The organism is Promicromonospora sp. NPDC023805 (assembly GCF_040639635.1).
In the GTDB taxonomy this organism is placed as follows: domain Bacteria; phylum Actinomycetota; class Actinomycetes; order Actinomycetales; family Cellulomonadaceae; genus Promicromonospora.
On the sequence record NZ_JBFAAH010000031.1, the window covers coordinates 52,396 to 77,523 of the forward strand.

Genomic DNA, 25,128 nt, shown 5'->3' on the forward strand with positions numbered 1-25,128 from the left:
GAGTAGATACAGGCCTACTTGCCCTGGCGGAGGTCCAGACGGCGCAGGAGCTGCGCGTTGAGCGCCACCACTATCGTCGAGAGCGACATCAGGACCGCCCCCACCGACATCGGCAGCACGAACCCGACCGGCGCCAGGACACCGGCGGCGAGCGGCACCGAGATCAGGTTGTACCCGGCCGCCCACCAGAGGTTCTGCTTCATCTTGCGGTAGCTGGCCCGGGACAGCTCGATCACCGACAGGACCGACCGGGGGTCGTCGCTCGCGAGGATGACGCCCGCGGACGCGATGGCCACGTCGGTGCCCGCGCCGATGGCGATGCCGACGTCGGCCTGCGCCAGCGCCGGGGCGTCGTTGACGCCGTCGCCCACCATCGCGACCTTGCGGCCCTCACCCTGGAGCTGCTGGACCTTGGCCGACTTGTCCTCGGGACGCACACCCGCGAAGTACCGGTCGACGCCGATCTCCTCGGCCACGGACCGCGCGACCGCCTCGGCGTCGCCGGTGATCATGACCACCTGGACCCCCAGGTCGTGCAGCCGGCGGACGGCGTCAGCGGACTCGGGGCGCACCTCGTCCGCGAGCTTGATGCCGCCGACGACGGCGCCGTCGCGCAGGACGTGCAGGATGATCGCGCCGTCACCACGCCAGGCGTCCGCGGCCGGGAGCTCGTCCTGGCCGCTCTCCTCGAGCAGGCGCGGACCGCCGACCCGGATCTCGTGGCCGCCGACCGTCGCGGTCACGCCCACGGCGGGCGACGAGGTGAAGCCGGAGGCGCGCGGCACCGCGAGGCCCCGCTCGCGCGCCGCGCGGACCACTGCCCTGGCCAGCGGGTGCTCGCTGTCCGACTCGGCGGCTGCGGCGAGCGCCAGCAGGGTGTCGCCGTCGATGTCCCCGGCGGGCTGGACGCCGGTGACCGTCGGCTCGCCCTTGGTGAGGGTGCCGGTCTTGTCGAACAGCACGGTGTCCACGGTGCGCATGCTCTCCAGCGCGAGGCGGTCCTTGACGAGCACGCCGCCGCGGGCGGCCCGTTCGGTGGCGATGGACACGACGAGCGGGATGGCGAGGCCGAGCGCGTGGGGGCACGCGATCACGAGGACGGTGACGGTGCGGACGACGGCGTCGTCGGGCATCCCGGCGAGCGACCAGACGACGGCGGTGATCGCCGCGGCGGCCAGCGCGAACCAGAACAGCCAGCCCGCTGCGACGTCGGCCAGGCGCTGGGCGCGCGACGACGAGCTCTGCGCTTCGGTGACGAGCCGCTGGATACCCGCGAGCGCCGTGTCGTCGCCGGTGGCGGTGACCTCGACGCGCAGGCCGGAGTCGGTGGCGACGGTTCCGGCGGTCACGGGCTCGCCCGGACCGCGCGGGACGGTGCGCGACTCCCCCGTCACCATCGACTCGTCCATCTCGGCGCGCCCGTCGACGACGCGGCCGTCGGCGGGCACGCTGCCGCCCGGCCGGACCACCACGACGTCGCCCACCACGAGCTCGGCCGGCGAGACCTTGACGATCTGGTCGCCGTCCACGCGCTCCGCCTCGTCGGGCAGCAGCGCGGCCAGGGAGTCCAGGGCGGACGTCGTCTGCGCGAGCGAGCGCATCTCGATCCAGTGGCCGAGCAGCATGATGACGATCAGGAGCGCGAGCTCCCACCAGAAGTCGAGCTGGTGGTCGAGCAGGCCGAGGCTCGCGCCGAGGGAGGCGACGAACGCGACGGTGATCGCGAGCCCGATCAGCAGCATCATGCCGGGCTTGCGGGAGCGCAGCTCGCCGACCGCCCCCGTGAGGAACGGCCAGCCGCCCCACGCGTACATGACGGTGCCGAGCAGCGGGGAGATCGCGTTCACCAGCGTCGTGTCGGGCAGCGTGTAGCCGAGGAGCATCGCGAACATGTCCGAGAACGCGACCACCGGCACGGCCAGGACGAGCATGATCCAGAACAGCCGCCGGAACTGGCCCACGTGGTCGCCGTGGCCGGTGTGCCCGCTGTGCATCTCGTGGCCGGAGTGCTCGTCGTGCATCTTGGGGGCGGCCGAGCCGTGCTCGTGCGGTGCGTCCGCATCCGTCGCGACGTGGGGCTCGGTGGGGTGCTGGTGCGACTCGTTCATGGAATCAGATATACCCCTAGGGGGTACTACCGTCAAGTGTACGGAGCACCCGGAACGGTCTGTGACACGGGTCACCTGGAAAGGGTGACAGGGCGTTGTCGCGGACGGCTGCCACCGTGGTCGGCATGACGATCACCGATGAGGACTGCCTCGCCGAAACCCTCGCCTTCAACGAGCACTACGCCGCCACCGCTGGCCGCTCGGCGCGCGCGGAGACGCCGGACGCCGCCCGGATGGCCGCCCTGCGACACAACCGGCTCGGTGGCGACACCCCTCCGGTCCGACTGCCGCAGGGCCGGGACCGCGTCACGGCGGACGGGGTGCGGGCACGGGTCCTCGTACCCGACCAGGTCGACGGCGTGTACCTGCACCTCCACGGCGGAGGGTGGGCGTTCGGCTCCGCGGACGGCCAGGACGAGAGGCTGTGGCGGCTCGCCGAACAGGCACGGGTCGCGGTCGTCAGCGTCGATTACCGCCTCGCGCCGGAGAACCCGTTCCCCGCCGGACCGGACGACTGCGAGTCGGCCGCCCGGTGGCTGGTGGAGCACGCCGCCGCCGAGTTCGGCACCGAACGGCTGCTGATCGGCGGCGAGTCGGCGGGCGCCCACCTGAGCGTCGTCACCCTGCTGCGCCTCCGCGACCGGCACGGCATCACCGGCGCGTTCCGGGCGGCCAACCTGCTCTTCGGCCCCTACGACCTGTCGATGACGCCGAGCCAGCGATCGTTCGGGTCGCGCGGGCTGCTGAGCAACACCGACACGCTGCGGCGGACCATCAACCAGTTCACGCCGGAGATGGGAGCCGAACGACGCCGGGATCCCGAGGTGTCACCGCTGTTCGCCGACCTGTCCGGGCTACCGCCCGCCCGGATCGTCGTCGGCACCGAGGATCCGCTGCTGGACGACTCGCTGTTCCTGGCCGCACGCTGGCGGGCGGCGGGCGCGCCGGTGCAGCTCGACGTCGTCGCAGGCGCCATGCACGGCTTCACCCTGTTCCCGCTGACCGTCACCGAGCGGGAGCTGCGGCGTGAACAGGACTTCCTGGCCGCGGCGTGACGGTAGCGTCGACAGCGTGAACCGCACCTCTCGGCTCTACGCCCTCGTGGAAGAGCTGCGCGCGGCAGCACCGCGGGCGCTGACGGTCGCGCGGCTCGCCATGCGGTTCGAGGTGAGCTCGCGCACGGTGCAGCGCGACCTTCAGGCGCTCATGGAGTCCGGTGTCCCCGTGCGCAGCGCACCCGGGCGGGGTGGGGGCTGGTCGATCGACCCGGCGATGACCCTGCCCCCGATCCGCTTCACCGCGGACGAGGCCTCGGCGCTGGCCGTGGCCCTCGCCGCCGCCGACGCCTCAGCGCCGTACGCCGGGGCGGCCCGCACGGCGGCCCAGAAGATCGTCGCCTCGATGAGCGGTCCTGCCTCCACCGCGGCACAGGAGCTCGCCGCACGGATCGTCACGCTGCCCGCGCCCGGCGGCTCCGGGGCACGCGCCGCGGTGGAACAGGCCCTCGCCACGAACGCGGTCCTTCGGCTGTCCTACGTCGACGCGGCGGGACACGAGAGCGAACGGCTCGTGGAACCTGCCGGTCTGCTCACCGCCGACGGCCGGTGGTACCTCATCGCCTGGTGCCGCACCCGGCAGGCCGGCCGGGGCTTCCGGCTGGACCGGATCACCGCGGCGACCCCGACCGGCGAGCAGGCCCGGCCCCACGACCTGGCCACCCTGCTGCTCGGCTCGGCCGCTGCCGGGGCGGTGCAGCCCCCAGCGCTGGAGGAACTCACACGTCCACGTGCGACCCCAGCAGCACCGTCCGGTCGCGCGGCAGGGCGAAGTGCTCCGCGGCGTCGGCGGTGATGTACGACGTCGCGATGAAGAGCCGACGTCGCCAGGCGGGCATACCCGGCTCGTCGCCGAGGCGCAGCTCGATCCGGGACAGGAAGTAGGTGGCGTTCTCGAGGTCGAGGTCTCCCTCGGTGTCCTCCGGTCCGAGCTGGGCGAGTGCGGCGGGGACGTCCGGCTGCTCGCCGTACCCGAACCGCACGGTCAGGTGGGTGATGCCGTCCTCGCCCTCGCCGAGGTGCTCGACGGTCACGCGCTCGTCGTCGGGCACGCGCGGGACGATCGCTATCTCCACGGCCACCACCGCCACGTGCTCGTGGCGCACATGGTTGTGCTCGACGTTGGAGCGCAGCGCCAGCGGCGCGGTCTCGCTCCCGCGGTTCAGGAAGATCGCGGTGCCGCTGACGACCTGCACGGGGTCGGGGCGGTCCTGGAGGCCGTCCACGAACGTACGCAGCGAGCCCTCCATGGCCTCCCGCTTCGCCGTGACGACCGACCGCCCCCGCTGCCACGTCGTCATCACCGTGAACGCGGTCAGGGCGATGAACAGCGGGAGCCAGGCACCGTGGACGAGCTTGGTCAGGTTGGCGGCGAGGAACAGGAGGTCGACCGCCAGCAGCACCACTGCCAGTGTCGCCAGGAACCACTTGGGCGTCTGCCAGGTCCGCCAGGCGACGTAGAAGAACAGGATCGTCGCGATCGTGATGGTGCCCGTGACCGCCATGCCGAAGGCGTAGGCCAGCGAGGCGGAGTCGCGGAACGCGAAGACGAGGGTGAGCACCGAGACCATCAGCAGCCAGTTGATCCACGGGACGTAGATCTGGCCGTGCGCCGACTGCGACGTGTGCAGGATCCGCAGCCGGGGCAGGTAGCCGAGCTGCGCGGCCTGGGCCGTCACCGAAAAGGCGCCGGTGATGACGGCCTGGGAGGCGATCACGGTGGCAGCGGTCGCGAGGACGACCATCGGGATCAGTCCCCAGTCGGGCACGAGTAGGAAGAACGGCGCCGAGATGTTCGCCTGGTCCTGCAGGATCAGCGCGCCCTGGCCCATATAGCTGAGCGTGCAGGCGGGGAACACCAGGAAGATCCACCCGACGGAGATCGGCCGGCGGCCGAAGTGACCCATGTCGGCGTACAGGGCCTCTGCACCGGTCACGGACAGCACTATCGCGGCCAGCGCGAAGAAGGCCAGGTCGAAGTGCCCGGCCAGGAACCCGAGCGCATACGTCGGCGAGAGCGCCCGCAGGATCCCGGGCTCGCTCGTGATGCCCCACACGCCGCAGGCTCCGATGACGACGAACCACGTGATCATGACGGGCCCGAACAGCCGCCCGACCGCCGCGGTACCAAACTTCTGCGCGGCGAACAGGATCACGATGATCACCGCGGTGACCGGGACGATCCAGCCCTCGAACTCAGGGTTGATGATCTTGAGGCCCTCCACCGCGGAGAGCACGGAGATCGCCGGCGTGATCATGCTGTCGCCGAGGAACAGCGCGGCCCCGAACAGCCCGAGGCCCGCCAGCGTCATGGTCACCCGGGTCCGCCCGGTCGCCGCCCACCGGCGCAGGAGGGTGATCAGGGCCATGATCCCGCCCTCGCCGTCGTTGTCCACGCGCATCGCGAGAAGCACGTAGGTGACGGTGACGATGAGCATCACCGACCAGAAGATCAGCGAGACGACGCCGTAGACGTTCTCCGTGGTGGCCGGAACCGGGTGCGGGTCGGCGGGGTTGAAGATCGTCTGGATGGTGTAGATCGGGCTGGTCCCGATGTCGCCGAAGACGACACCGAGCGCGCCGACGACGACAGCGAGGCGTAGTACATCTGCGGGCCGCGACACAGCAGTGGTCGCCCGACGAACGATAGTCACCAGAGGAACCTACGGGCGGACCGGGCCGGTCCGCCCGGCGTTGACGGTTTCTTAACGCCCCCGCTACCAGGCCGGCCTCCACCGGTCTCTTGAACCGGACGGGGTAGACCTCCTCGAACGCGTCCCGCCCGTCAGGAACGGACGAGCCGCGCTATCGCGTCCGAGGCTTCCTTGACCTTGGCGTCCGCCTCGGGCCCGCCCATCCGGGCGGCGTCCACCACGCAGTGCTTGAGGTGGTCGTCGAGCAGGCCGAGCGCGACGCTCTCCAGCGCCTTCGTCAGGGCGGACACCTGGGTGAGGATGTCGATGCAGTACTGCTCCTCGTCGACCATCCGGTGGATCCCGCGTGCCTGGCCCTCGATGCGCTTGAGCCGCGCGAGGTACCTGTCCTTGTCGGTGATGTAGCCGTGGGCGGTGGGCTCGTCACCCTCTCCGACCATGTCGGGGTCGGCAGGGGATCCTGATTCCGTCATGGGTCCCATGATCTCACCTCCATCTGGTCAAGCGCCCTGGTGGGGCGGGCGAAATGGCGGTTCCGCGGCGCACCGCACGGGATGCGCCGCGGAACCGTGGCCGCCGTTCGGTCAGGCGGCCGTCACGTACTTGGCGGGGTCTGCGTCGAACGGGGCCTCGCACGCCGCGCAGCAGAACCAGTACCGCTGGCCCTCGTAGTCACGGAACAGGCCCTTCGCCTCGGCGTCGGCCTTGACGACCGCGCTGCCGCGCATCACCGGGCACTCCGCGAGCTCCTCGGCCGGCGGGCCGAGCAGGTTGGTGCCGTGGTGGCTCATCGCTGCCGAGTCTCCGTGGCCGCCGCAGTGGCCGCCTTCGGCCTGCGTGTGATCGTCGTGCGAGTGGTCGTGTCCCATGTGCGGGGTCCTTTCGTCGGTGATGGGTGGAACGAGCGCAGGCGGAGGCTGTTGCCGACGACGAAGACGCTGGAGAACGCCATCGCCGCGCCGGCGAGCATGGGGTTGAGCAGCCCGAGGGCGGCCAGCGGGATCGCCGCGACGTTGTACCCGAAGGCCCAGAACAGGTTCACCTTGATCGTGCCGAGGGTCCGGCGGGAGAGCCGGATGGCGTCAGCCGCCGAGGTGAGGTCGCCGCGCACCAGCGTGATGTCCGCCGCCTCGATCGCCGCGTCGGTGCCGGTGCCCATCGCGAGGCCCAGGTCGGCCTGCGCGAGGGCGGGGGCGTCGTTCACGCCGTCGCCAACCATCGCGACGACCTTGCCCTCGGCCTGCAGCCGGGCCACCACGTCGGCCTTGTCCTGCGGCAGCACCTCGGCGATGACGTCCGTGATGCCCACAGCGGCCGCCACCTGCTCGGCCACCGCACGGTTGTCGCCGGTGAGGAGCACCGGCGTGAGTCCGAGCGCGACGAGCTGTGCGACGGCGGCCGCGCTGGTCGGCTTGATCTGGTCGGCGACCACAAGGATTCCGCGGGCCTGACCGTCCCAGCCGACCGCGACGACGGTCTTACCTTCACCCTCTACTTGAGCCTTAGCCTCGGCCAGGTCCGACGGCAGGTACAGCGACCAGTCGGCGAGCAGGGCCTCGCGGCCGACGACCACCGCGTGCCCGTCGACGACGCCCTGCACGCCCAGGCCCTGGACGCTCTCGAACGACTCCGGCGCGGGCAGGTCGCCGACCTCCTGGGTCGCGCCCTTCGCGACCGCCTGCGCGACCGGGTGCTCGGAGGCGTCCTCCAGGGCGCCGGCCAGGCGGAGCAGCTCGGCGCGGCTGGTGCCGGCGGCCGGGACGACGTCGAGGAGCGTCATCCGGCCGGTCGTCACGGTGCCCGTCTTGTCGAGCACCACCGTGTCGACCTTGCGCGTGGACTCCAGGACCTCCGGACCCTTGATCAGGATGCCGAGTTGCGCCCCGCGCCCGGTCCCGACGAGCAGTGCGGTAGGAGTCGCGAGACCGAGCGCGCAGGGGCAGGCGATGATCAGCACCGCGACGGCGGCGGTCAGCGCCGCGGTGGCGGGAAACCCGCCGCCCAGCCAGACGCCGAGGGTGGCGACGGCGATCGCGATGACCACCGGGACGAAGATCCCCGAGACCCGGTCGGCGAGCCGCTGGACGTCGGCCTTGCCGGACTGCGCGTCCTCGACGAGCCGCGCGATGCGCGCGAGCTGCGTGCCCGCGCCCACCTGCGTGGCACGGACCACGAGCCGGCCGCCCGCGTTCACCGTCGCTCCGGCGACCGTGTCGCCGATCCCCACCTCGACGGGCACGGACTCGCCGGTCAGCATCGAGGCGTCGACGGCGGACGATCCGGCGACCACCACGCCGTCGGTGGCGATCTTCTCCCCCGGCCGGACGACGAACTCGTCGCCCACGGCCAGGTCCCCGACCGGGATGCGGGTCTCGGTGCCGCCGCGCAGCACGGCGACCTCCTTCGCGCCCAGCTCGAGCAGAGCGCGCAGCGCCGCACCGGCCTGCCGCTTGGACCGCTTCTCGAAGTAGCGCCCGGCGAGCACGAACATGGTGACGCCCGCGGCGACCTCGAGGTAGATGTTGGCCGCGCCGTCGGACGGCGCGATGGTCAGCTCGAAGCCGTGCGTCATCCCCGGCTCCCCCGCGGTGCCGAGGAACAGCGCGTACAGCGACCAGAGGAAGGCGGACAGCACACCGAGCGAGACGAGCGTGTCCATGGTCGCCGCGCCGTGCCGCAGGTTGGTCCACGCGGCCTTGTGGAACGGCCACGCCCCCCACAGGATCACCGGAGCCGCGAGCGCCAGCGACGCCCACTGCCAGGAGGTGAACTGCCAGGCCGGGACCATGGCGAGCACGATCACCGGGACGGCGAGCGCCACGGACGCGATGAGCCGGTTCCGTAGCGACAGCAGCTCCAGGTCCCGTGCTCCGACGGCGTCGCCGCCGTGCTCCGGGGCGTCCTTCGGCGCCGGGAGGGCTGCCGTGTAGCCAGTCTTCTCGACCTCGGCGACGATGGCGCCGAGGTCGTACCCGGCGGGGGCAGTGACCTTGGCCTTCTCCGTCGCGTAGTTGACGGTGGCGCTCACCCCGTCGAGGCGGTTGAGCTTCTTCTCGATCCGCATGGCGCAGGACGCGCAGGTCATGCCGCCGATGTCGAGGTCGACCGTCGTTTGCGTGCCGTCTGACATGGTGCTCCTCTCAGTGATCGTGGCCGGACCCGCCGTGCCCGGCGGCGGGTTCTTCGGCGGGTTCCTCGGTGGGCTCAGCGGCGGGTTCCTCAGCAGCCGGCGCCGCCCCCGCGTCGAGGACGAACTCCGCCGTGCGCACCTTCCCGCCGACCTGGAAGTCGAGGTACAGCAGGTACCGGCCGGGGGTGGGCGCCTCGGTCATGAACTCGACGTCGGGGCCCGACGTCGATCCGGGCGCCGGCTCGTCGCCCTCCGGGTGCACGTGCAGGTAGGCCAGGTCGCCGCCGCGCAGCGCGACCAGGTGCCCGTAGGCGCCGAAGTACGGCTCCAGCGTGGTGACCGGCTCGCCGTCCTTCGTCACGGTCGCGGTGAGGACGGAGCTGCCGTTCGCGCTCAGGTCGCCCGTGAGGGTTGCGGTGTACCCGTCGACGGTGTCGCTCGCGGTGACCTCCGTGGCGGGTTCGGGTGAGAAGGGCCCCGCGACGTCCACCGTGCGGCTGAGCGTCAGGTTCTCGCCGGTCGACCCGGGGACGAAGTCGGTGAACACGCGGTAGGTGCCCGCCTCGTCCCAGGTCCACGGGATGGACCAGACGCCGTCCGCCGACATCGTCGGGTGGACGTGCCGGAACTGCGATCCGTCCGCGCGCACCACTATGAGGTGCAGCTTCTTGTCGTGCGCGGTCTCGAAGTCGGTGACCGCCACGCCGTCCGCCGCGGTGATCAAGAACGAGAGGGTGCCCGCCTCACCGACCTCGCCGGGTGCGCTCACCGGGCTCAGGAGCAGGCCGTCCTGCTCGAGGGCGAGCCCGTGGGCCGACGTCGTCGCGCCGGCCGTCCCGCTCGTGTCCATGGTCTCCTCCATGGCCCCCGGCTCCTCGTGCTTCTCGCCCTGCGCCGCCGCGGACCATGTCCCGACGGCGCTCTGTGGGACCACTGCACCCGCGACGGCGAAGGCGGCGACGAAGAGCACCGCCAGGCCTGCTCCGTAGGCGCCGAGCCGCTGGGGGGCGTTCATGAGGCGTGCTCCGCCTCGTACCCGGCCTCGTTCTCGCTGGTCGCCACTGTCGTTTCCTTCCGCTCGACGCCGCTACCCCTAGGGGGTAACCGTATGCGGCCAACCATATACCCCCCAGGCGTATTCCGGTCAAGGCGCTCCCGTCGGAGCGGCCCGCACCCGCCGGTACAGCCCGCGCTACGCTCGGGACGTGGCCGAGACCGTCTCGAGGGACGACGTCGTCGCGTTCCGCCTGGGTGCCCACCACCTCGTCGAACGCCAGGAGGCACGTGCCCTGCTCGACGTCGCCGGCCGGTGCGCCGTCCAGAACAGCCCGCCCGGCTCGGCGCTGCAGGCCTTGCACGCCCGGGTACGCGACGTGACGCCTGACCTGGTGGACCGGGCAGTCGCCGAGCAGAAGAGCCTGCTGCAGACCTGGTCCATGCGCGGCGCGCCGTACTGGTTCCCCACCTCCGACGCCGCCGTCTTCACCACCGGAGTGCTGCCGACCACCGAGAGCGCGCGACGGCACCTCGTCCTGGGCGTCGAGCAGGCGCTGGACACGCTCGGCCTGAGCCTTTCCGAGGCGGTCGAGCTGACCCGCGCCGAGCTCCGCGGCGTCCTGTCCGGGCGCCGGCTCGCGATCAACGAGCTGGGCGCGGAGCTCGCCCAGCGGATCGCAGGCGCCCTTCCTGCCGCACGCCGCAAGTCCTGGCGGAGCGAGGGCCCGTACGCGGCGAACCAGCCGCTCGGAGAGGGCGTCGTGCACTTCTGCCTGCGCATCCTCACCCTCGAGGGCGTCCTCTGCTTCGCACCGCGCGCCGGGAACAAGGCCCCGTTCGTCCTCGTCGACGAGTGGCTCGGCCACCCGCTCCCCGGGACCGGCCGTGCGGCCGACCCGGAGGCCGCCCGCGCCGAGCTGCTGCACCGGTACCTACGGTGCTACGGGCCGAGCACCCGCAAGGACTTCGCCGCGTGGCTGGGCGTCTCGACCGGTGACGTTGACCCGTGGTGGCGCCTGGTCGAGGACTACCTGACAGAGGTGGACCTCGGTGGCCCGGCATGGCTCCGCACGGAGGACCTCGACACACTGCGGTCGGCACGGATGCCCAGCGGCGTGCGCCTGCTCCCGCCCCGGGACCCGTACACCCAGCTGCGCGACCGCGAGACGATAGTGGACAAGAAATACCACCGCGACGTGTGGAAGCCGGTCGGCGACCCGGGCACGCTCCTGGTCGACGGCGAGATCGCCGGGACCTGGCGGCCGTGCAAGAACGGCCGCAGGCTGACCCTTGCCGTCACGACGTTCCGGCCCCTGCCTGCGGGCAAGAAGAAGGTGCTCCGGGACGAGGCCGAGCAGCTGGCACCGTTGCGCGGCGCGTCATCGGTCGCCGTCGAGCTCGAGGACCGCTGAGCTCCGTCACTCCTGCTGCTCCTGATCACCGCGGCCGGCAACATGCGCGCCACGGGCCGCGCCAAGGAATGGGTGGAGCAGCGCGCGACGTCGTACTGACCGCCCCGGCTTTCACCCACCGTCTTTCGGGGACAGGCCCCGGTCGCCTCGATAGACTCCCTCCGCTCCGCCGGCGTCGTGATCGGGCGGGCGTTCCGGGGTGGGAAAGACCGAGTGGAGGACGCATGAGCCTGGTCTCGCGCGTGTACGAGAATCGCCGTTCTGCTGTGTCGGTCGGTGCGGTGGCCCTCTTCGCGGCGGGGCTGGTCGGCTTCGCGCTCCTCTACGAGGGTGAGGCGACGGCCGACGTCGAGCTGAACGACTCCGGCGTCTGGGTGACCCAGACCGCTGAGGGCAAGCTCGGGCGGTTCAACTACGAGGCGAGGGCCCTCGACGGCGTCCTGCTCGCGAACGCGGCGAGCTTCGACGTCGAGCAGGACGAGCAGCGGGTGCTCCTGGACAGCACTGCCAGCTCGTCCGCGAGCGCCGTGAACCCGGCCCAGCTGGTGCTGAACGGGGTCATGAAGTTCCCGGCGGGCTCGCAGGTCGCCACCGGTGGTGCGACCACCGCGGTCTACGACAAGAAGACCGGTCGGACGTGGGTGCTCCCGTTCGACTCGGCCTCGTTCGACGAGAAGCGGCTCAAGCCGACGGTCAAGGTCGGCCGGGCCGGGCACCTCACGGTGAGCAAGGACGGCACGGTCTTCCTCGCCGTCCCCGCCGACTCCCAGCTGTACACGATCGCGACCAGCAAGCACGGCGTGGCGCGGACCGTCGAGGAGTCCCCGCTGCCCCTGGCGGCCGACGCCGAGGTGCAGGTCTCCGCCGTCGGCGAGGAGCCGGTGGTGCTGGACCAGTCGACCGGGAACCTGGTGCTGCCGGCCGGCGATCTGGTCGAGGTGGAGGACGGTGCGCAGGGGATGCTGCAGCAGCCGTCCGAGGGCGGCGACGTCGTTGTCGTCGCGACCACCAAGGGCCTGGTCAGCCAGCCGCTGGAGGGCGGGAAGGCGACGAGCCTCGACCTTGACGGCGTGGCGTCCAGCACGCCTGCGGCTCCCGTGCAGCTCAACGGGTGCACCTACGGCGCATGGAGCTCGGGCCAGGTCGTCCGGGACTGCGCGGACAACGACCACGACTTCGACGACGTGCTCGAGGGCATGGATCCCTCTTCCAGGCTGGTCTATCGCGTCAACCGCGACGTCATCGTGCTGAACGACGCCATGAGCGGCGTCCTGTGGATGGCCACGGACCAGTTCGAGAAGGTGGACGACTGGAAGCTCAAGCAGCCCACCAACGCCAAGGGCAAGAAGAGCGATACGGAGGAGTCCACGCCTGAGCTCGTCGACAACTTCGTGGCCGAACGCGACAAGCCGAACCGCCGGCCCGAGCCGAAGGACGACAGCCTGGGGGTGCGGCCCGGCCGCACCACCGTGCTGAACGTGCTGGGCAACGACGTGGACAAGGACGGCGACGTGCTCACCGCGTCGGTCATCGGGACGCCGAAGGGCGACATCGGGGTGGACCGGGTGCTCGACGGCGCGGCCCTCCAGGCCGACGTGCCCCCCGACGCCACCGGGACCACGACGTTCAGGTACGAGGTGAATGACGGCCGCGAGAACGGCACGGCGGAGGCCTCGGTGAGCGTGCGAGTGGTGCCGCTGGAGGAGAACAACCCGCCGGAGCAGCCAGGCGACCCGGTGCTCGTGGTGGGTCAGGAGAAGACGGCGAGCATCAAGGTGCTGCCGTACTTCAAGGACCCCGACGGCGACGACCTGTTCCTGTCGAACGCCAGCACGACGGATCCCCTGGACGAGGTGCGGTTCCGTCCGGACGGCACCATCGAGTTCCGTGACGGCGGGGCCGGCCTCGGCCGCAAGATCGTCGACGTGGTGGTGTCGGACTCGATGGGCACGCCGGTCGAGGGCAAGCTGCTCGTGGACGTCGTGGCGCGCAACGTGCCACCCGTCGCGGTGCAGGACCACGTGACCGTGCAGACCGGCGAGCCGATCACCGTGCACCCGCTGAAGAACGACCATGACGCCAACGAGGACCAGCTGCGGCTCACCCGCGTCGAGGGCCCCGAGCCGGCGACGATCGTCCAGAACCAGACGACGGGCACCTTCAGGTTCAAGAGCGACAAGGCCGGCTCGTACGACGTGCTGTACCAGATCTCGGACGGGCCGAACGGGAGGCTCGGCCTGGCGCGAGTGGACGTGGTGGATCCGCCGAAGGAGGCGGGCCCGCCGGTGGTCGTGTCGGACCAGGTGCTGCTGCCGACCGGAGGCACTGCCCTCGTGGACGTGCTCGCCAACGACACCGACCCCTCGGGCGGCGTGCTCGTGGTCCAGGGCGTCGACGTGCCGTCCGACGCCCCGGTGAGCGTCTCGGTGCTGAACCACCAGATCCTCAAGGTGTCCGAGCTCAAGCGCCTCGACGAGCCGGCGCTCGTGACGTACACGGTCGCCAACGGTGCGGGCACGGTCACGGGTCAGGTGCGCGTGGTCCCGATCCCGGCCCCGGACCAGCTGCGGCCCCCGGAGGCGGGTCCAGACGTGGCCACCGTGCACGTCGGCGACGTGGTGACCATCCCGGTGCTGAAGAACGACACCCACCCCGACGGCCTCGCGCTGACGCTCGCCGACGAGCTGCAGGAGTCGCCCCGGGTGCCGGGCGGCGAGGTGTTCGTCTCGGAGGACACCGTGCGGTTCAAGGCAGGGACCAAGGCCGACACGTACTACGCCGTGTACGAGGTGGAGGACGCCAACGGGCAGACCGACTCCGCCCAGCTGACCATCAACGTGGTGGGCGGCCGGGCGAACTCCGCGCCGCAGCTGCCCGACATCACGGCGCGCGTGCTCAGCGGCGGCATCGTGCGCATCCCGCTCGCGCTGGACGGGACGGACCCCGACGGCGACCACGTGACGCTGAGCTCCATCTCGGGGGCCCCGAGCCAGGGCAAGGCGCGGATAGCCGACGGATTCATCGACTACCAGGCGGCACGGAACTCCAGCGGCCTGGACACCTTCACCTATCAGGTGGTGGACACGCGCGGCGCGCCAGCGGAGGGTGTCGTCCAGGTGGGCATCGCCCCGACCCCGGCCGCCAACCAGAAACCACAGGCGACGGACGACGAGACGACGGTGCGTCCTGGGCGCGCGGTCGCCGTCAGGGCTCTGGAGAACGACTCGGACCCGGACGGCGACCAGATCGGCCTGGTGGGCAAGGGATTCGAGGGAACCGAGGACCTGAAGCCCGAGGCGGTGGACGACCAGGTCGTGGTCACCACGCCGGAGACGGCGCGGGCCTACTCCTTCTACTACGCCGTCCAGGACACCTACGAGGCACGCGCCAGCGGTGCCATCACCCTGAACGTGGACCCGGAGGCACCCTTGCTGCGTCCGATCGCGCACGACGACGTGGTCACCGCCGACAACGTGCAGGGCTCGACCCACGTCACGGTGGACGTGCTGGCCAACGACGTGGACCCGGACGGCGTCGCCGCCGACCTGGAGGTCGCGGTCGACCCGGAGCTCGAAGGCGTGACGGTGACCGACGACGGAGCCATCCGGGTGCAGCTCGCGCAGGACGCCCGCGTCATCACGTACACGGTGACCGACATGGACGACCTGGAGGCCAAGGCGTTCGTGCGGGTCCCGGGCAACCAGATGCGCCCGCACGTCAAGCCGGGCCAGGGCGCCCTGAAGGCCACGAGCGGTGAGCCGCTCACCATCGACATCGCCGAGCACGTGGTGGTCCGCGACGGACGCGAGCCGCTCATCACCGAGGACAAGACGGTCAAGGCCCTGGAGGGCGAGTCCGTGGCCAAGGACGGGGACACGATCGTGTACACCTCGACCGAGGACTACGCGGGTCCGGCGTCGGTCAGCTTCGAGGTGACCGACGGCGAAGGGCCGGACGACCCGGAGGGCCTGACGTCGGTGCTGACGCTGCCGATCGACGTGAAGCCCGCCAAGAACATGCCCCCGACGATCAACGGTGCGCCGGTGCTGCAGGTCGCGGCCGGTGAACAGGCGTCGGTCGACCTGTCACGGTACGTCGATGATCCGGACGATGACCCGCTGACCATCGCCGTCAAGAGCAAGGAGGGCGTCACGGTATCCGTGACCGGCGCGACGGTGACCGGGCACGTCGGCGAGTCGATCTCCAAGGGCACGTTCGTCGCGCTTCCCATGACGCTCTCGGACGGGAAGAACCCGGCGGTACAGACCGAGCTGACCGTCCAGGTGGTGCCATCGCCCCGGCCGCTGGTCAAGACGGCGCCCGACCAGGTGCTGGACGCCCATCAGGGCCGGCGGACGACCATCCCGGTCCTGGCCAACGACACGAACCCCTTCCCGGGCAAGCCGCTGAAGCTGTCCGGTGTGCCGACGGTGGACGTCGGCAACGGCGTCCCGGCGTACAGCGGTGACCAGCTGGTGGTGACACCCACCGCCGACTTCACCGGCACGATGATGGTGCGCTACCGCGTGCAGGACGCCACGAAGGACCCCGACCGCGAGGTCGACGGCATCGCCACGCTGACCGTGCTCGGCAAGCCGGACGCGCCCCGGGCGCCGCGGGTGGAGGAGGTGCGGTCCGAGACGGTGGTGCTGAGCTGGGACCAGCCCGACAACAACGGCGCCGAGATCACCGGCTACACCCTCACGGCGAGCAACGGCCAGAAGCACGCCTGCAAAACCACCACCTGCACGTTCGACGGGCTGAAGAACAACGTGAGGTACACCTTCAGGGTGACAGCCACCAACGAGGTGGACGAGTCCGCCCCGTCGCCCGCCTCGCGCGAGGCGCGACCCGATCAGAAGCCGGACAGGCCCGCGCCGCCCACGCTGAAGTTCGGCGACAGCGAGCTCACGGTCTCCTGGCAGAACCGGTCCTACACCGACCGGTCCCCCATCGACTGCGTGAACCTGGAGATCAGCCCGGCCCCGGCCAACGGCGTGACCCAGAAGACCTGCGACCGGACCAACTCCGTTGTCTGGACCGGTCTGGACAACGGCACCGCGTACACGGTGCGGGTCCAGGCCAAGAACGACGCGCCCGACCCTTCGGAGTGGTCAGGCCCGTCCGCGCCGGAGGTCCCCGCGGCTCCCCCGGCGCGGCCCGCCGCCCCGCAGGCCACCCGCGTCAACCACGCCGACGGCGGCCGGATCACGGTGACCTGGACCGCTCCGGCGAACAACGGTGACGCGGTCAAGGCCTACGACCTCGACGTGTTCCGGGACGGCAAGAAGGTGCGCACCATCACCACGATCAACACGACCGAGCCGGTTGCGGACCTCAGCACCAACTCCAACTACCGGTTCGCCGTCACCGCACGCAACAAGGCCGGCGACTCCCTCGTCAGCCCGCAGTCCAACGAGATAGTGCCCTTCGGCAAGCCGATCATGCCGAACCGCCCCACGGCCGCCCTCGGTGACACCAAGGACAGGCAGGTCGACGTCGACTGGAACGACGTCGAAACCTTCCGCGGCACGGGCGGCCGGTACGAGGTGCAGGCCAACGGCGCGAACGTCAGGGACGCGGGCACGAGGTCGTCGCTCACCTACACCGGCCTCACGAATGGGATCTCCTACACGTTCCAGGCCAGGGCCTGCAACGACTACACCTGCTCGGACTGGTCGGACTCCTCGAACGCGCAGACGCCGTACGGCCTACCGCCCATGCCCACCATCAAGGCCACCGGAGGCGACCGGAGGGTCACCTTCACCTGGGACGCGCGCGGCAAGAACGGCCTCGAGACCAGCGTGGAGGTCACCGAAGCGATCTCGAGCTCGGAGAAGCACGGCACCAAGTGGGCGTCCGCGGGGTACAGCGCCACGAAGAGGGCCTGTGTCACCGTGACGGACACCGCGGGCCAGCGGCGGCAGGCATGTGACGAGGACGCAGCGGACCCGCGGCCCAACCCCAGGGCCTGGGTGACGCGCGGCAGCAAGATCCCCAACCGGACCGACGACTGCACGTCCGGCCAGTGCTGGTACTTCATGGTCAACACGCAGGACTTCGACGCGGGCCGCTACACCGTCGGCTGCCAGGACTACGACGGCTCCTGGGCCTCGTTCCGGACGGTCTCCAACGTGTCGGTCCCCGCGAACGGACGGGTTCAGCTCTCCTGCTACTACGGGGAGACCCAGCGGGTCCGGGTGGTGATCGGCGGCAAGGCCTACGAGGACCGGGCGTGGTAGCGGGCCGGAGGTACGGGCACCGCGCCTACCGCGCGGTGCCCGCCGCCAGCTCCTCCGCGACGCGCGCCGCGTGCCTGGCCTTGACCTGCGCCTTCTCCGCACGGCGGGCCGCCCTGGCGGCCCGCTTCGGGGCGCGGTCCTCGGTCCGGCGCTCGAACAGCGTGTAGATCACGGGCACCACGTACAGCGTGAGCAGGGTCGAGGACACGAGCCCGCCGATCACCACCAGCGCCAGCGGCTGCGAGATGAACGCCCCGCCGCCCGTCAGGCCGAACGCCATGGGTGTCAGCGCGAGGATCGTCGCGGCGGCGGTCATCACGATGGGCCGCAGCCGCTGCCGCGCCCCCTCGTTGACCGCCTCGTCGAGCGGCCGGCCGTCGGCCCGGTACTGGTTGATCAGGTCGATCAGCACTATCGCGTTCGACACCACGATGCCCACCAGCATCAGCACGCCGATCAGGGCCGCGACGTCCAGTGGCGTGCCGGTCAGCAGCAGCGCACCCAGCGCGCCCGTCGCCGCGAACGGCACCGAGACCAGCAGGATCAGGGGCTGCCCGATGCTCCGGAACGTCGCCACCATCACCAGGTAGACGATGAGGATCGCCGCGATCAGCGCCAGGCCGAGGTCCGCGAACGCGTCGGCCTGGTCGGCCGCGAGGCCGCCCACGCTCACCTCGGCGCCGTCCGGCAGGTCGAGGTCCTCGATCTCGGTGGTCAGCGTCCGGGACAGCGCGCCCAGGTCGTCCCCTGAGGGGGTCACGGACACGGTGGCGCTGCGCTCGCCGTCGACCCGCGTGACCGACGCAGGGGCCGAGACCTCCTCGACCGTCACGAGGTCGCTCAGCGGGAGCACGCCCGCCGCCGTCGGCACCTCGGTCTTCTCGATCTCGGCCGCCGTCGCCGGCGGGTCGCCGGCCACCACAACGGAGAGCGAGGTCCCGTCCAGGTCGACCGTCCCGATGCTCGACTCGTTCATCGCGGCGGCCAGCAGCCCGGAGACCGTGGACTCGGTGAGCCCGACCTCCGCCGCGGCGTCCCGGTCCACGGTCACCTGGACGCCGGTCTGCTCGGCGGCCAGGTTGTTCGTCACGTCCGCCACGCCGTCCAGGCCCGTCACGGCGTCCTCGACGGTGCTCGCGGCGTCGGCGAGGCCTTCGGCATCGGGCGCCGTGACCACCAGGTCCACGGTGCTGCCGGCGAACCCGGAGTCGCCGGCGGCCACGGTGACCTCGCCCGTCAGGGCCGCCTCGTCGAGCGCCTCGCTCACGTCGTCCTGCACGGCCTCGCCGTCGGCGTCGTGCTTGAGCGTGAGCGCGAACGACGCACTGCCGGCGCCACCGCCCTGGCCGAACGCTGCGGCCATCCCGTCCCCGGATCCGACGGTGGTCTGCACGGTCTCGACGTCGTCGACGCCGGCGAGGACGTCCTCGACCTCCTTGGCCGCCTCGTCCTGCGCGGCGAGCGACGTGCCGGGCGCGAACTCCTGCGTCACCGAGAGCGTGTCCTCCCCGGCGGCCCCGATGAAGTTGGTCTCCATGCGGGGCACCAGCGCAACCGTGCCCGCCAGCAGCGCCACCGCGACGCCCAGCGTGACGGCCGGGTGGCGCAGCGCGGCGGACAGGGACGGCACGTACGCGCGCTGCCAGGCGCCGCGGCGCTCCTTGAGCTCGGCCGCCTCGCGCATGGCGACGCCGCCGTCGGCCGAGGCCGGGACCTTGATGAACCAGTAGGCCAGCACCGGCACGACCACGAGCGCCACGACCAGTGACGCGCCCATCGCGATCGCCACGGTGACCGCGAACGGCTGGAACAGCTCGCCGGCCATGCCGCCGACCAGGGCGATCGGGGCGAAGACCGCCACCGTGCAGACCGTCGAGGCGGTGATGGCGGCGCCCACCTCGCGGACGGCGGTGACTATCGCGTCCACGCGGTCCTCGCCGTACGAGAGGTGCCGTTTGATGTTCTCGATCACGACTATCGAGTCGTCCACGATGCGCCCGATCGAGATGGTCATCGCCGCGAGCGTCAGGATGTTCAGGGTGTAGCCGGTCAGGTTCATCGCCGCGAACGTCACCGCCAGCGACAGCGGGATCGAGATCGCCGAGACGAGCGTGGCCCGGATCGACGCCAGGAACACCAGGATCACGAGCACCGCGAACAGCAGGCCGAGCCCGCCCTCCGTCGTCAGGCCCTCGATCGACTCCTCGATGAACGGCGCCTGGTCGAACGTGACGGCGGTGCTGACGCCGTCGGCGTCGAGCTCCTCCCGCACGTCGGCGAGCACGTCGTGCACCGCGTGCGACACGTCCACCGTGTTGCCGTCCGGCGTCTTGGTCAGGGCGATGGCCAGCGACGGCTCGCCGTCCAGGCGCGAGAAGGAGGTGGGCGGCACGTCCTGCACGCTCACCTTCGCGACGTCACCCAGGTGCACGACGGCGGGGGTGGGCTCGGCTTCCGGCGCGGCGTCCGGGGCCGGGGGCGCGGCCGCCGCTTCGCCCGCGGTGGGCACGATCGGGAGGCTCTCGAGCTGCTCGACCGACTCAACGGAGGTGCCCACCTGGACGCTGCTCGTCTCGCCGTCCTCTGTCACCTCGCCCACCGGCATGACCGTGCCGTTCTCCTGCAGCAGCGAAGAGAGCTGCGCGGGGGTGAGGCCGGCCGCGGCGAGCTTCTCCTCGTCCGCGTCGATCACCACCTGGCGCTCGGTGGTGCCGGTCACGGTAACGTCGCGGACCTCCGCGATCCCCGACAGCTCGGGCACCAGGACGGACTCGATGGCGTCGGTGAGCTCCTGCTCGGTGCCGTCGCCGGAGACCGCGAGCTGCACCACGGGCAGGTCGTCGAGGGAACCGGCCATGACCTGGGGCTCGACGTCCTCCGGCAGGTCGCGGAGGCCGTCCACCGCTGAGGTGATCTCCTGCTCGATCGCGTCGACGTCGGTGCCGTACTCCAGCTCGACCGTCGTCATGGAGACGCCAGTGGAGACGGTCGAGGTCACGCCCGTGACGCCGTCGATGGTCCGAACCGCCGTCTCGATCGGGTCGGTGACGCGGTCGGCGACGATCTCCGGCGACGTGCCCGGGTCGGCGGCGGTGACCGCCACCATGGGCACGTTCATCGACGGGATGAGTTCCTGCCGGAGCTGCCCCATGCTGAAGATGCCGACGAGGAAGACGGCGATCGTCGCGAGCGCGACGAGCGCGCGGTTCGCGAGCGACATACGGGCAAGACGGAACACACTGCCTCCAGATCTGGGACACGCCGGGCCCACTACCCCTCCGGCGCAGTATTTTGCCTAACGCAAAGGATCCGGCGCGGGTTCCCGCCTCGCAACTCCGTTTCAGCGGGTGCTCAGTCGGGCGTTCCGAGCGGGTGAAGTTGCCGACTACAGTCGCCCCGTGACCGACCAGACCCGCGACCGGCTCGTCGCCGAGCTCGCCGACCTGCACCGCCTGCTGGGCGAGGAGTTCTTCGCCGCGCGGCTGCGTCCCCTGCTGGAGACGGACCTGACCGTGCAGCAGCTGCGGGCGCTGGCACTGGTCCAGATCGACCGTGAGTCGACGCCGCAGCGGCTCGCCGAGGCGCTCGGCGTGTCGGCCGGCACGGTCTCCGGGATCCTGGACCGGCTGACGGCCGCCGGGATGACCGTGCGCACGCAGGACCCGGTCGACGGCCGCGTCCGCCGCGTGACCAGCACCGAGAAGGGGTCCGAGGCGATCCGGCGCCTCGTCGCGCACGACGAGGACCTGCCGCCGGACCTCGTCGCCCTGCTCTCCGTCGACGACCTGCGCGCGCTCGTCCAGGGCACCGGCGCCCTGCTGCGGGCCGCCCAGCAGCTGGCTCGCTAGCTGCATGTCGTGCTCCCTCGTGTTTGACGGTCGTGTGACTGACCGGCTGTGTGACTGACCGGCTGTGGTGACCAGCCAACACCGGACCGGCCGCACCGGGGAGACCCTCTCGGTCGGGGTTCTGCCAGTGCCTGGTTCCGCCGTGTGCGGCGACCTACTGTTGACGGTCGTACCACTGCCTGTGTGCCTGGGCACCTGGGCACGACCGGGAAGGAACCGCGCATGACCGCATGGACCGAGGACGAGCTCTCCCGGATCGGCGGATCCGAGGAGCTGCGCATCGCCTCCTACCGGCCCGACGGCAGCCGCCGCCCGCACGTCACCATCTGGTCGGTGCGGGTCGGCGACCACGTCTACGTCCGCTCCGCGTACGGCCGTGACAACGGCTGGTTCCGGCGCGCGCTGGCCGCGGGCACCGGGCACATCCACGCCGGCGGCGTCGAGAAGGACGTCACCTTCGAGGAACCGGAGGACGACGTCCACGCCGACCTCGACGCCGCGTACCACGCCAAGTACGACCGGTACGGCCAGGGCATCGTTGGCACCGTCACCGGAGAGCATGCCGTCGGCGAGACGCTCCGCCTGCGTCCCCGGGACTGAGCCGAGACTGAGCAGAGCCTGAGCAGAGCCTGTCAGCGCGCCGACCGGACCGGCAGGATCACCGCCGAGGGGTGGTCCGGGTCGTGGTGGACGGCCTGGTCGGCAGGCCGGAGCGTGGTCGCGGACGCGAGGGGTTCCCCGGTCCCGGTGTTGCGGGCGAAGCGGGGGAAGGCGCCGCTGGAGACCTGCACGCGGATGCGGTGACCGCGCTCGAACCGGTGCGCCGTCGGCCACAGGGTCACGGCGGCCGGCGCCAGGTCGTCCGCGCCGGTCAGGCTGACCAGGCCGTCGCACACGTTGAACGACCGGCCGTCGGAGTCGACGTCGCACAGCCGCACGAACACGTCGGCGTGGGCGAGGCTCGACCGGAACCAGACCTCCGCGCTCACCTCGCCGACGACCTCGACGTCCTCCTCGAGCAGGTCGGTCGTGTACGTCAGGACGTCCGGGCGGGCCTCCAGGGCGTCGTTCTCGACGCGGCCGCCGCTGCTGATGCTGATGCCTCCGGCGGCGGGGGTCGGGTCCGCGGGGTCGTACCGGTACTCGTCGGGGGCGGACTCCGTCGGCAGGTCAGCGGCGAGCCCGCCGTCGGCCTGGAGGTGGAACCGCTGCGGCTCGTAGCCCGCTGGGGGCCAGCTCTCGAAGTCCCGCCACTCGTCCTGACCCATCACGAAGAGGCGCACCGGCGCGCGCTCGGCCGGTTCCTCGCCCCGGGCGTACGCCAGGCCGAAGCCGAGCGCCTCGGACGTCGCGGCCACCGGCTCCGTATGTGTCCAGGGGCCCACGGTGAGGCGGGCGGTCCGACCGGCGTCCTGCAGGATCCTGAAGTCGCGCAGCTGACCCGGGAGGAAGACGTCGTACCAGCCGGCGACCGAGCTGACCGGAACGCTCGTGCCGGCGACCCGGTGGGTGTGGTCGAGGCGGTCCCAGTGCGGGTCGTCGGCGTCGTGCGCCAGGACGTCCTGGACGTACTGGGACCGACTGCCGACCGCCGCGACGTCGAACCCGCTCAGCGGCAGGGTGCGGCGCAGCGCACGGGCGGTCTTCTTGTTCTGGGCGTTCATCCGCAGCAGCGCGAGGGGCCGCTCCTGGGCGGCGACCATCGCCCCCCATTCGAGCGGCAGCTCCAGCGACCTGCCGTCGGCGCGCAGGAACTCCCGGGTCAGCGCCGACTCGGTGACCACGGGAATCATCGCCTTGACCTGCGGCGGCAGGCTGTCGGCCACCGCCCACTGCACCATACCCATGTAGCTCGCCCCGAAGAGCACCAACGCCTCGCCGAACCAGGGTTCCTTGACCACCCAGTCCAGCGTGTCCAGGCCGTCCTCACGCTCCTGGCGCAGCGGGTCCATGACGCCGCCCGAGCCGAAGCTGCCGCGGGCGCTCTGGATGAGCACCTGGTAGCCGCGCTCGGCCAGCGGCCGGGCCATGATCGTGCCGAACAGGCCGGAGCGCCCGTACGGGCTGCGGATCAGCGCAGTGGGCAGGCCGTCGCCCCCGTCCCGCGGTGCCCAGCGGTCGGCCAGCAGGTCGACGCCGTCCCGCATCGGGACGCGCAGGTTTCTCTCGACCCGGAGTCGCCGGGTCTGCGGCTCCGGAAGCTTCTGCTGGCGTTGCAGCACATGGCTCATCAGGCTCATCGGCCGGACTCCTTGGTGGACGTTGCGATCTGGCCCAGTGCTGCGGTGAAGATGGCGTCCGCCGATCATAGACAGGACACCGCCATCCAGGCCGTCACCGCCGTCGCCTCACAACGGACGCCGACGTATGGTGAGGTCCGTGCCGGACAACCCTGCTGCCCCCGAGCCGTTCGTCTCACGGACGGCCCCCGAGGCGATCGAAGACCTCCGTGCGCGGCTGCGGGCGACCCGCTGGCCCGACGCCCCCGAGGACGCCGGATGGTCCCTCGGCACCGACCTCGACTACCTCCGCGAGCTGGTCGTGTACTGGGCGGACGGGTTCGACTGGCCGGCGCAGGAGGCCGCGCTCGCCCGGCTCCCCCGGTTCCGCACTCGGGTCGGCGGGCACGGGATCCACTTCGTCCACGCCCGCGCCGTCGCCCCGACCGGTCCGGTGCTTCCCCTGGTCCTCTGCCACGGCTGGCCGGACTCGTTCTGGCGGTACTCCAAGGTCGTCTCGCTCCTGACCGACCCGGGCGCGCACGGCGCCGACCCGGCCGACGCGTTCGACGTCGTCGTCCCCGACATGCCCGGTTTCGGGTACTCGGACCGGCCGACCGGGCCGCCACTGAGCTCCGTCGCCGTCGCCGGGCTGTGGGCCGAGCTCATGCGGACGCTCGGCTACGAGCGGTTCGGCGCCGCGGGCGGGGACATGGGCAGCCACGTGAGCCGATATCTCGCACTCGACCACCCGGACCGGGTCGCCGCCGTGCACCGCACGGACGGCGGCCTGCCCGTCTTCGCCGGCGACCCCGCAACGCTCACCGCCGCGGAGCGGGCATGGTTCGCCGAGGCCGCGACGTGGAGCGCGACCGAGGGCGCCTACGGCGCGATCCACCGCACCAAGCCCCAGACCGTCGCCGCGGCGCTCAACGACTCCCCAGCCGGCCTGGCCGCCTGGATCGTCGAGAAGCTTCATGCGTGGAGCGACGGCGGCGTCGAGCACAGCTACACCCGGGACGAGATCCTCACCAACATCACCATCTACTGGCTCACGGGCACCATCGGGTCGTCCATGCGGATGTACAACGCCAACTCGACCATCCCCGCCGAGCAGCTCACCCGCCGGGTCGAGGTGCCGTCCGGGTTCTCGGTGTTCCGCGGCGACGTCGTCCGCCCGCCGCGGGCCTGGCTCGAGCGCACCGCCAACGCGGTCCGCGTGACGGAACCCGATCGGGGCGGGCACTTCGCGGCGTTCGAGGAGCCCGAGCTCTATGCGCAGGAGCTGCGCGACTTCTTCCGCCCGTACCGCGGGAGCGGCGCGAGCTGAGGTCGGCACTCTCGCACGAAGTCGGCAGTTGGCATCGAGATCGGTCCAGCGCTGGACCGATCTAGGGATCGGCAGAGCTGGTGGCCGAGCTGAAGGGCCTCGGGCTGCGGCTGTACGGGCTGACGAACTGGCAG

General features: G+C 71.5%; 15 protein-coding genes. 7 read left to right on the plus strand and 8 right to left on the minus strand.

What is annotated here, in order from left to right; all coding sequences use genetic code 11:
• Nucleotides 1-14: 14 nt before the first annotated feature.
• Nucleotides 15-2,108 (minus strand): heavy metal translocating P-type ATPase, encoded by a 2,094-nt coding sequence (locus AB0F70_RS23960; protein ID WP_357454451.1) that lies wholly within the window; start codon nucleotides 2,106-2,108, stop codon nucleotides 15-17.
• 125 nt (nucleotides 2,109-2,233) lie between these two features.
• On the opposite strand from AB0F70_RS23960, the gene AB0F70_RS23965 reads away from it, so the two are divergent.
• Together AB0F70_RS23965 and AB0F70_RS23970 are read left to right on the plus strand one after the other, a co-directional pair.
• Nucleotides 2,234-3,163 (plus strand): alpha/beta hydrolase, encoded by a 930-nt coding sequence (locus AB0F70_RS23965; RefSeq protein ID WP_357454454.1) that lies wholly within the window; start codon nucleotides 2,234-2,236, stop codon nucleotides 3,161-3,163.
• Nucleotides 3,164-3,179: 16 nt separating this feature from the next.
• Complete coding sequence (locus AB0F70_RS23970) at nucleotides 3,180-3,959, plus strand: WYL domain-containing protein (RefSeq protein WP_357454457.1); 780 nt, start codon at nucleotides 3,180-3,182, stop codon at nucleotides 3,957-3,959.
• Here AB0F70_RS23970 and AB0F70_RS23975 read toward each other — a convergent pair.
• The 5 genes from AB0F70_RS23975 to AB0F70_RS23995 all read right to left on the minus strand — a co-directional run bounded on the left by AB0F70_RS23975 (nucleotide 3,883) and on the right by AB0F70_RS23995 (nucleotide 9,962).
• Nucleotides 3,883-5,817, minus strand: coding sequence for a potassium transporter Kup (locus tag AB0F70_RS23975; RefSeq protein ID WP_357454460.1), 1,935 nt, complete (start codon nucleotides 5,815-5,817; stop codon nucleotides 3,883-3,885). The two genes, AB0F70_RS23970 and AB0F70_RS23975, sit on opposite strands and share 77 nt — an antisense overlap.
• A gap of 131 nt (nucleotides 5,818-5,948) precedes the next feature.
• Complete coding sequence (locus AB0F70_RS23980; protein ID WP_357454508.1) at nucleotides 5,949-6,257, minus strand: metal-sensitive transcriptional regulator; 309 nt, start codon at nucleotides 6,255-6,257, stop codon at nucleotides 5,949-5,951.
• A gap of 144 nt (nucleotides 6,258-6,401) precedes the next feature.
• Nucleotides 6,402-6,608, minus strand: coding sequence for a YHS domain-containing protein (locus AB0F70_RS23985; RefSeq protein ID WP_357454463.1), 207 nt, complete (start codon nucleotides 6,606-6,608; stop codon nucleotides 6,402-6,404).
• Entirely contained in the window at nucleotides 6,605-8,947 is a 2,343-nt protein-coding gene (locus AB0F70_RS23990) for a heavy metal translocating P-type ATPase (protein ID WP_357454466.1), read from the minus strand. The genes AB0F70_RS23985 and AB0F70_RS23990 overlap by 4 nt, the downstream gene beginning before the upstream one ends.
• Before the next feature lie 10 nt (nucleotides 8,948-8,957).
• Complete coding sequence (locus tag AB0F70_RS23995; RefSeq protein WP_357454469.1) at nucleotides 8,958-9,962, minus strand: heavy-metal-associated domain-containing protein; 1,005 nt, start codon at nucleotides 9,960-9,962, stop codon at nucleotides 8,958-8,960.
• 190 nt (nucleotides 9,963-10,152) lie between these two features.
• Here AB0F70_RS23995 and AB0F70_RS24000 point away from each other — a divergent pair, with 190 nt between their 5' ends.
• Nucleotides 10,153-11,355: a winged helix DNA-binding domain-containing protein gene (locus AB0F70_RS24000; protein WP_357454472.1), complete on the plus strand. Its 1,203-nt coding sequence runs from the start codon at nucleotides 10,153-10,155 to the stop codon at nucleotides 11,353-11,355.
• A 224-nt stretch (nucleotides 11,356-11,579) separates the two neighbouring features.
• Nucleotides 11,580-17,597 (plus strand): Ig-like domain-containing protein, encoded by a 6,018-nt coding sequence (locus tag AB0F70_RS24005; protein ID WP_357454475.1) that lies wholly within the window; start codon nucleotides 11,580-11,582, stop codon nucleotides 17,595-17,597.
• Between the two features lie 25 nt (nucleotides 17,598-17,622).
• Here AB0F70_RS24005 and AB0F70_RS24010 read toward each other — a convergent pair whose 3' ends face one another.
• Complete coding sequence (locus tag AB0F70_RS24010) at nucleotides 17,623-20,835, minus strand: efflux RND transporter permease subunit (RefSeq protein WP_357454478.1); 3,213 nt, start codon at nucleotides 20,833-20,835, stop codon at nucleotides 17,623-17,625.
• Between the two features lie 160 nt (nucleotides 20,836-20,995).
• Between AB0F70_RS24010 and AB0F70_RS24015 the strand changes: the two genes are divergently transcribed.
• Together AB0F70_RS24015 and AB0F70_RS24020 are read left to right on the plus strand one after the other, a co-directional pair.
• Nucleotides 20,996-21,445, plus strand: coding sequence for a MarR family transcriptional regulator (locus AB0F70_RS24015; RefSeq protein ID WP_357454481.1), 450 nt, complete (start codon nucleotides 20,996-20,998; stop codon nucleotides 21,443-21,445).
• Nucleotides 21,446-21,667: 222 nt separating this feature from the next.
• A complete protein-coding gene (locus AB0F70_RS24020) occupies nucleotides 21,668-22,045 on the plus strand; it encodes a DUF2255 family protein (RefSeq protein ID WP_357454484.1) in 378 nt (125 codons plus the stop codon).
• A 32-nt stretch (nucleotides 22,046-22,077) separates the two neighbouring features.
• Here AB0F70_RS24020 and AB0F70_RS24025 read toward each other — a convergent pair whose 3' ends face one another.
• Complete coding sequence (locus tag AB0F70_RS24025; protein WP_357454487.1) at nucleotides 22,078-23,685, minus strand: CocE/NonD family hydrolase; 1,608 nt, start codon at nucleotides 23,683-23,685, stop codon at nucleotides 22,078-22,080.
• Nucleotides 23,686-23,824: 139 nt separating this feature from the next.
• On the opposite strand from AB0F70_RS24025, the gene AB0F70_RS24030 reads away from it, so the two are divergent.
• A complete protein-coding gene (locus AB0F70_RS24030; protein WP_357454490.1) occupies nucleotides 23,825-24,994 on the plus strand; it encodes an epoxide hydrolase family protein in 1,170 nt (389 codons plus the stop codon).
• The last annotated feature ends 134 nt before the right edge of the window (nucleotides 24,995-25,128 follow it).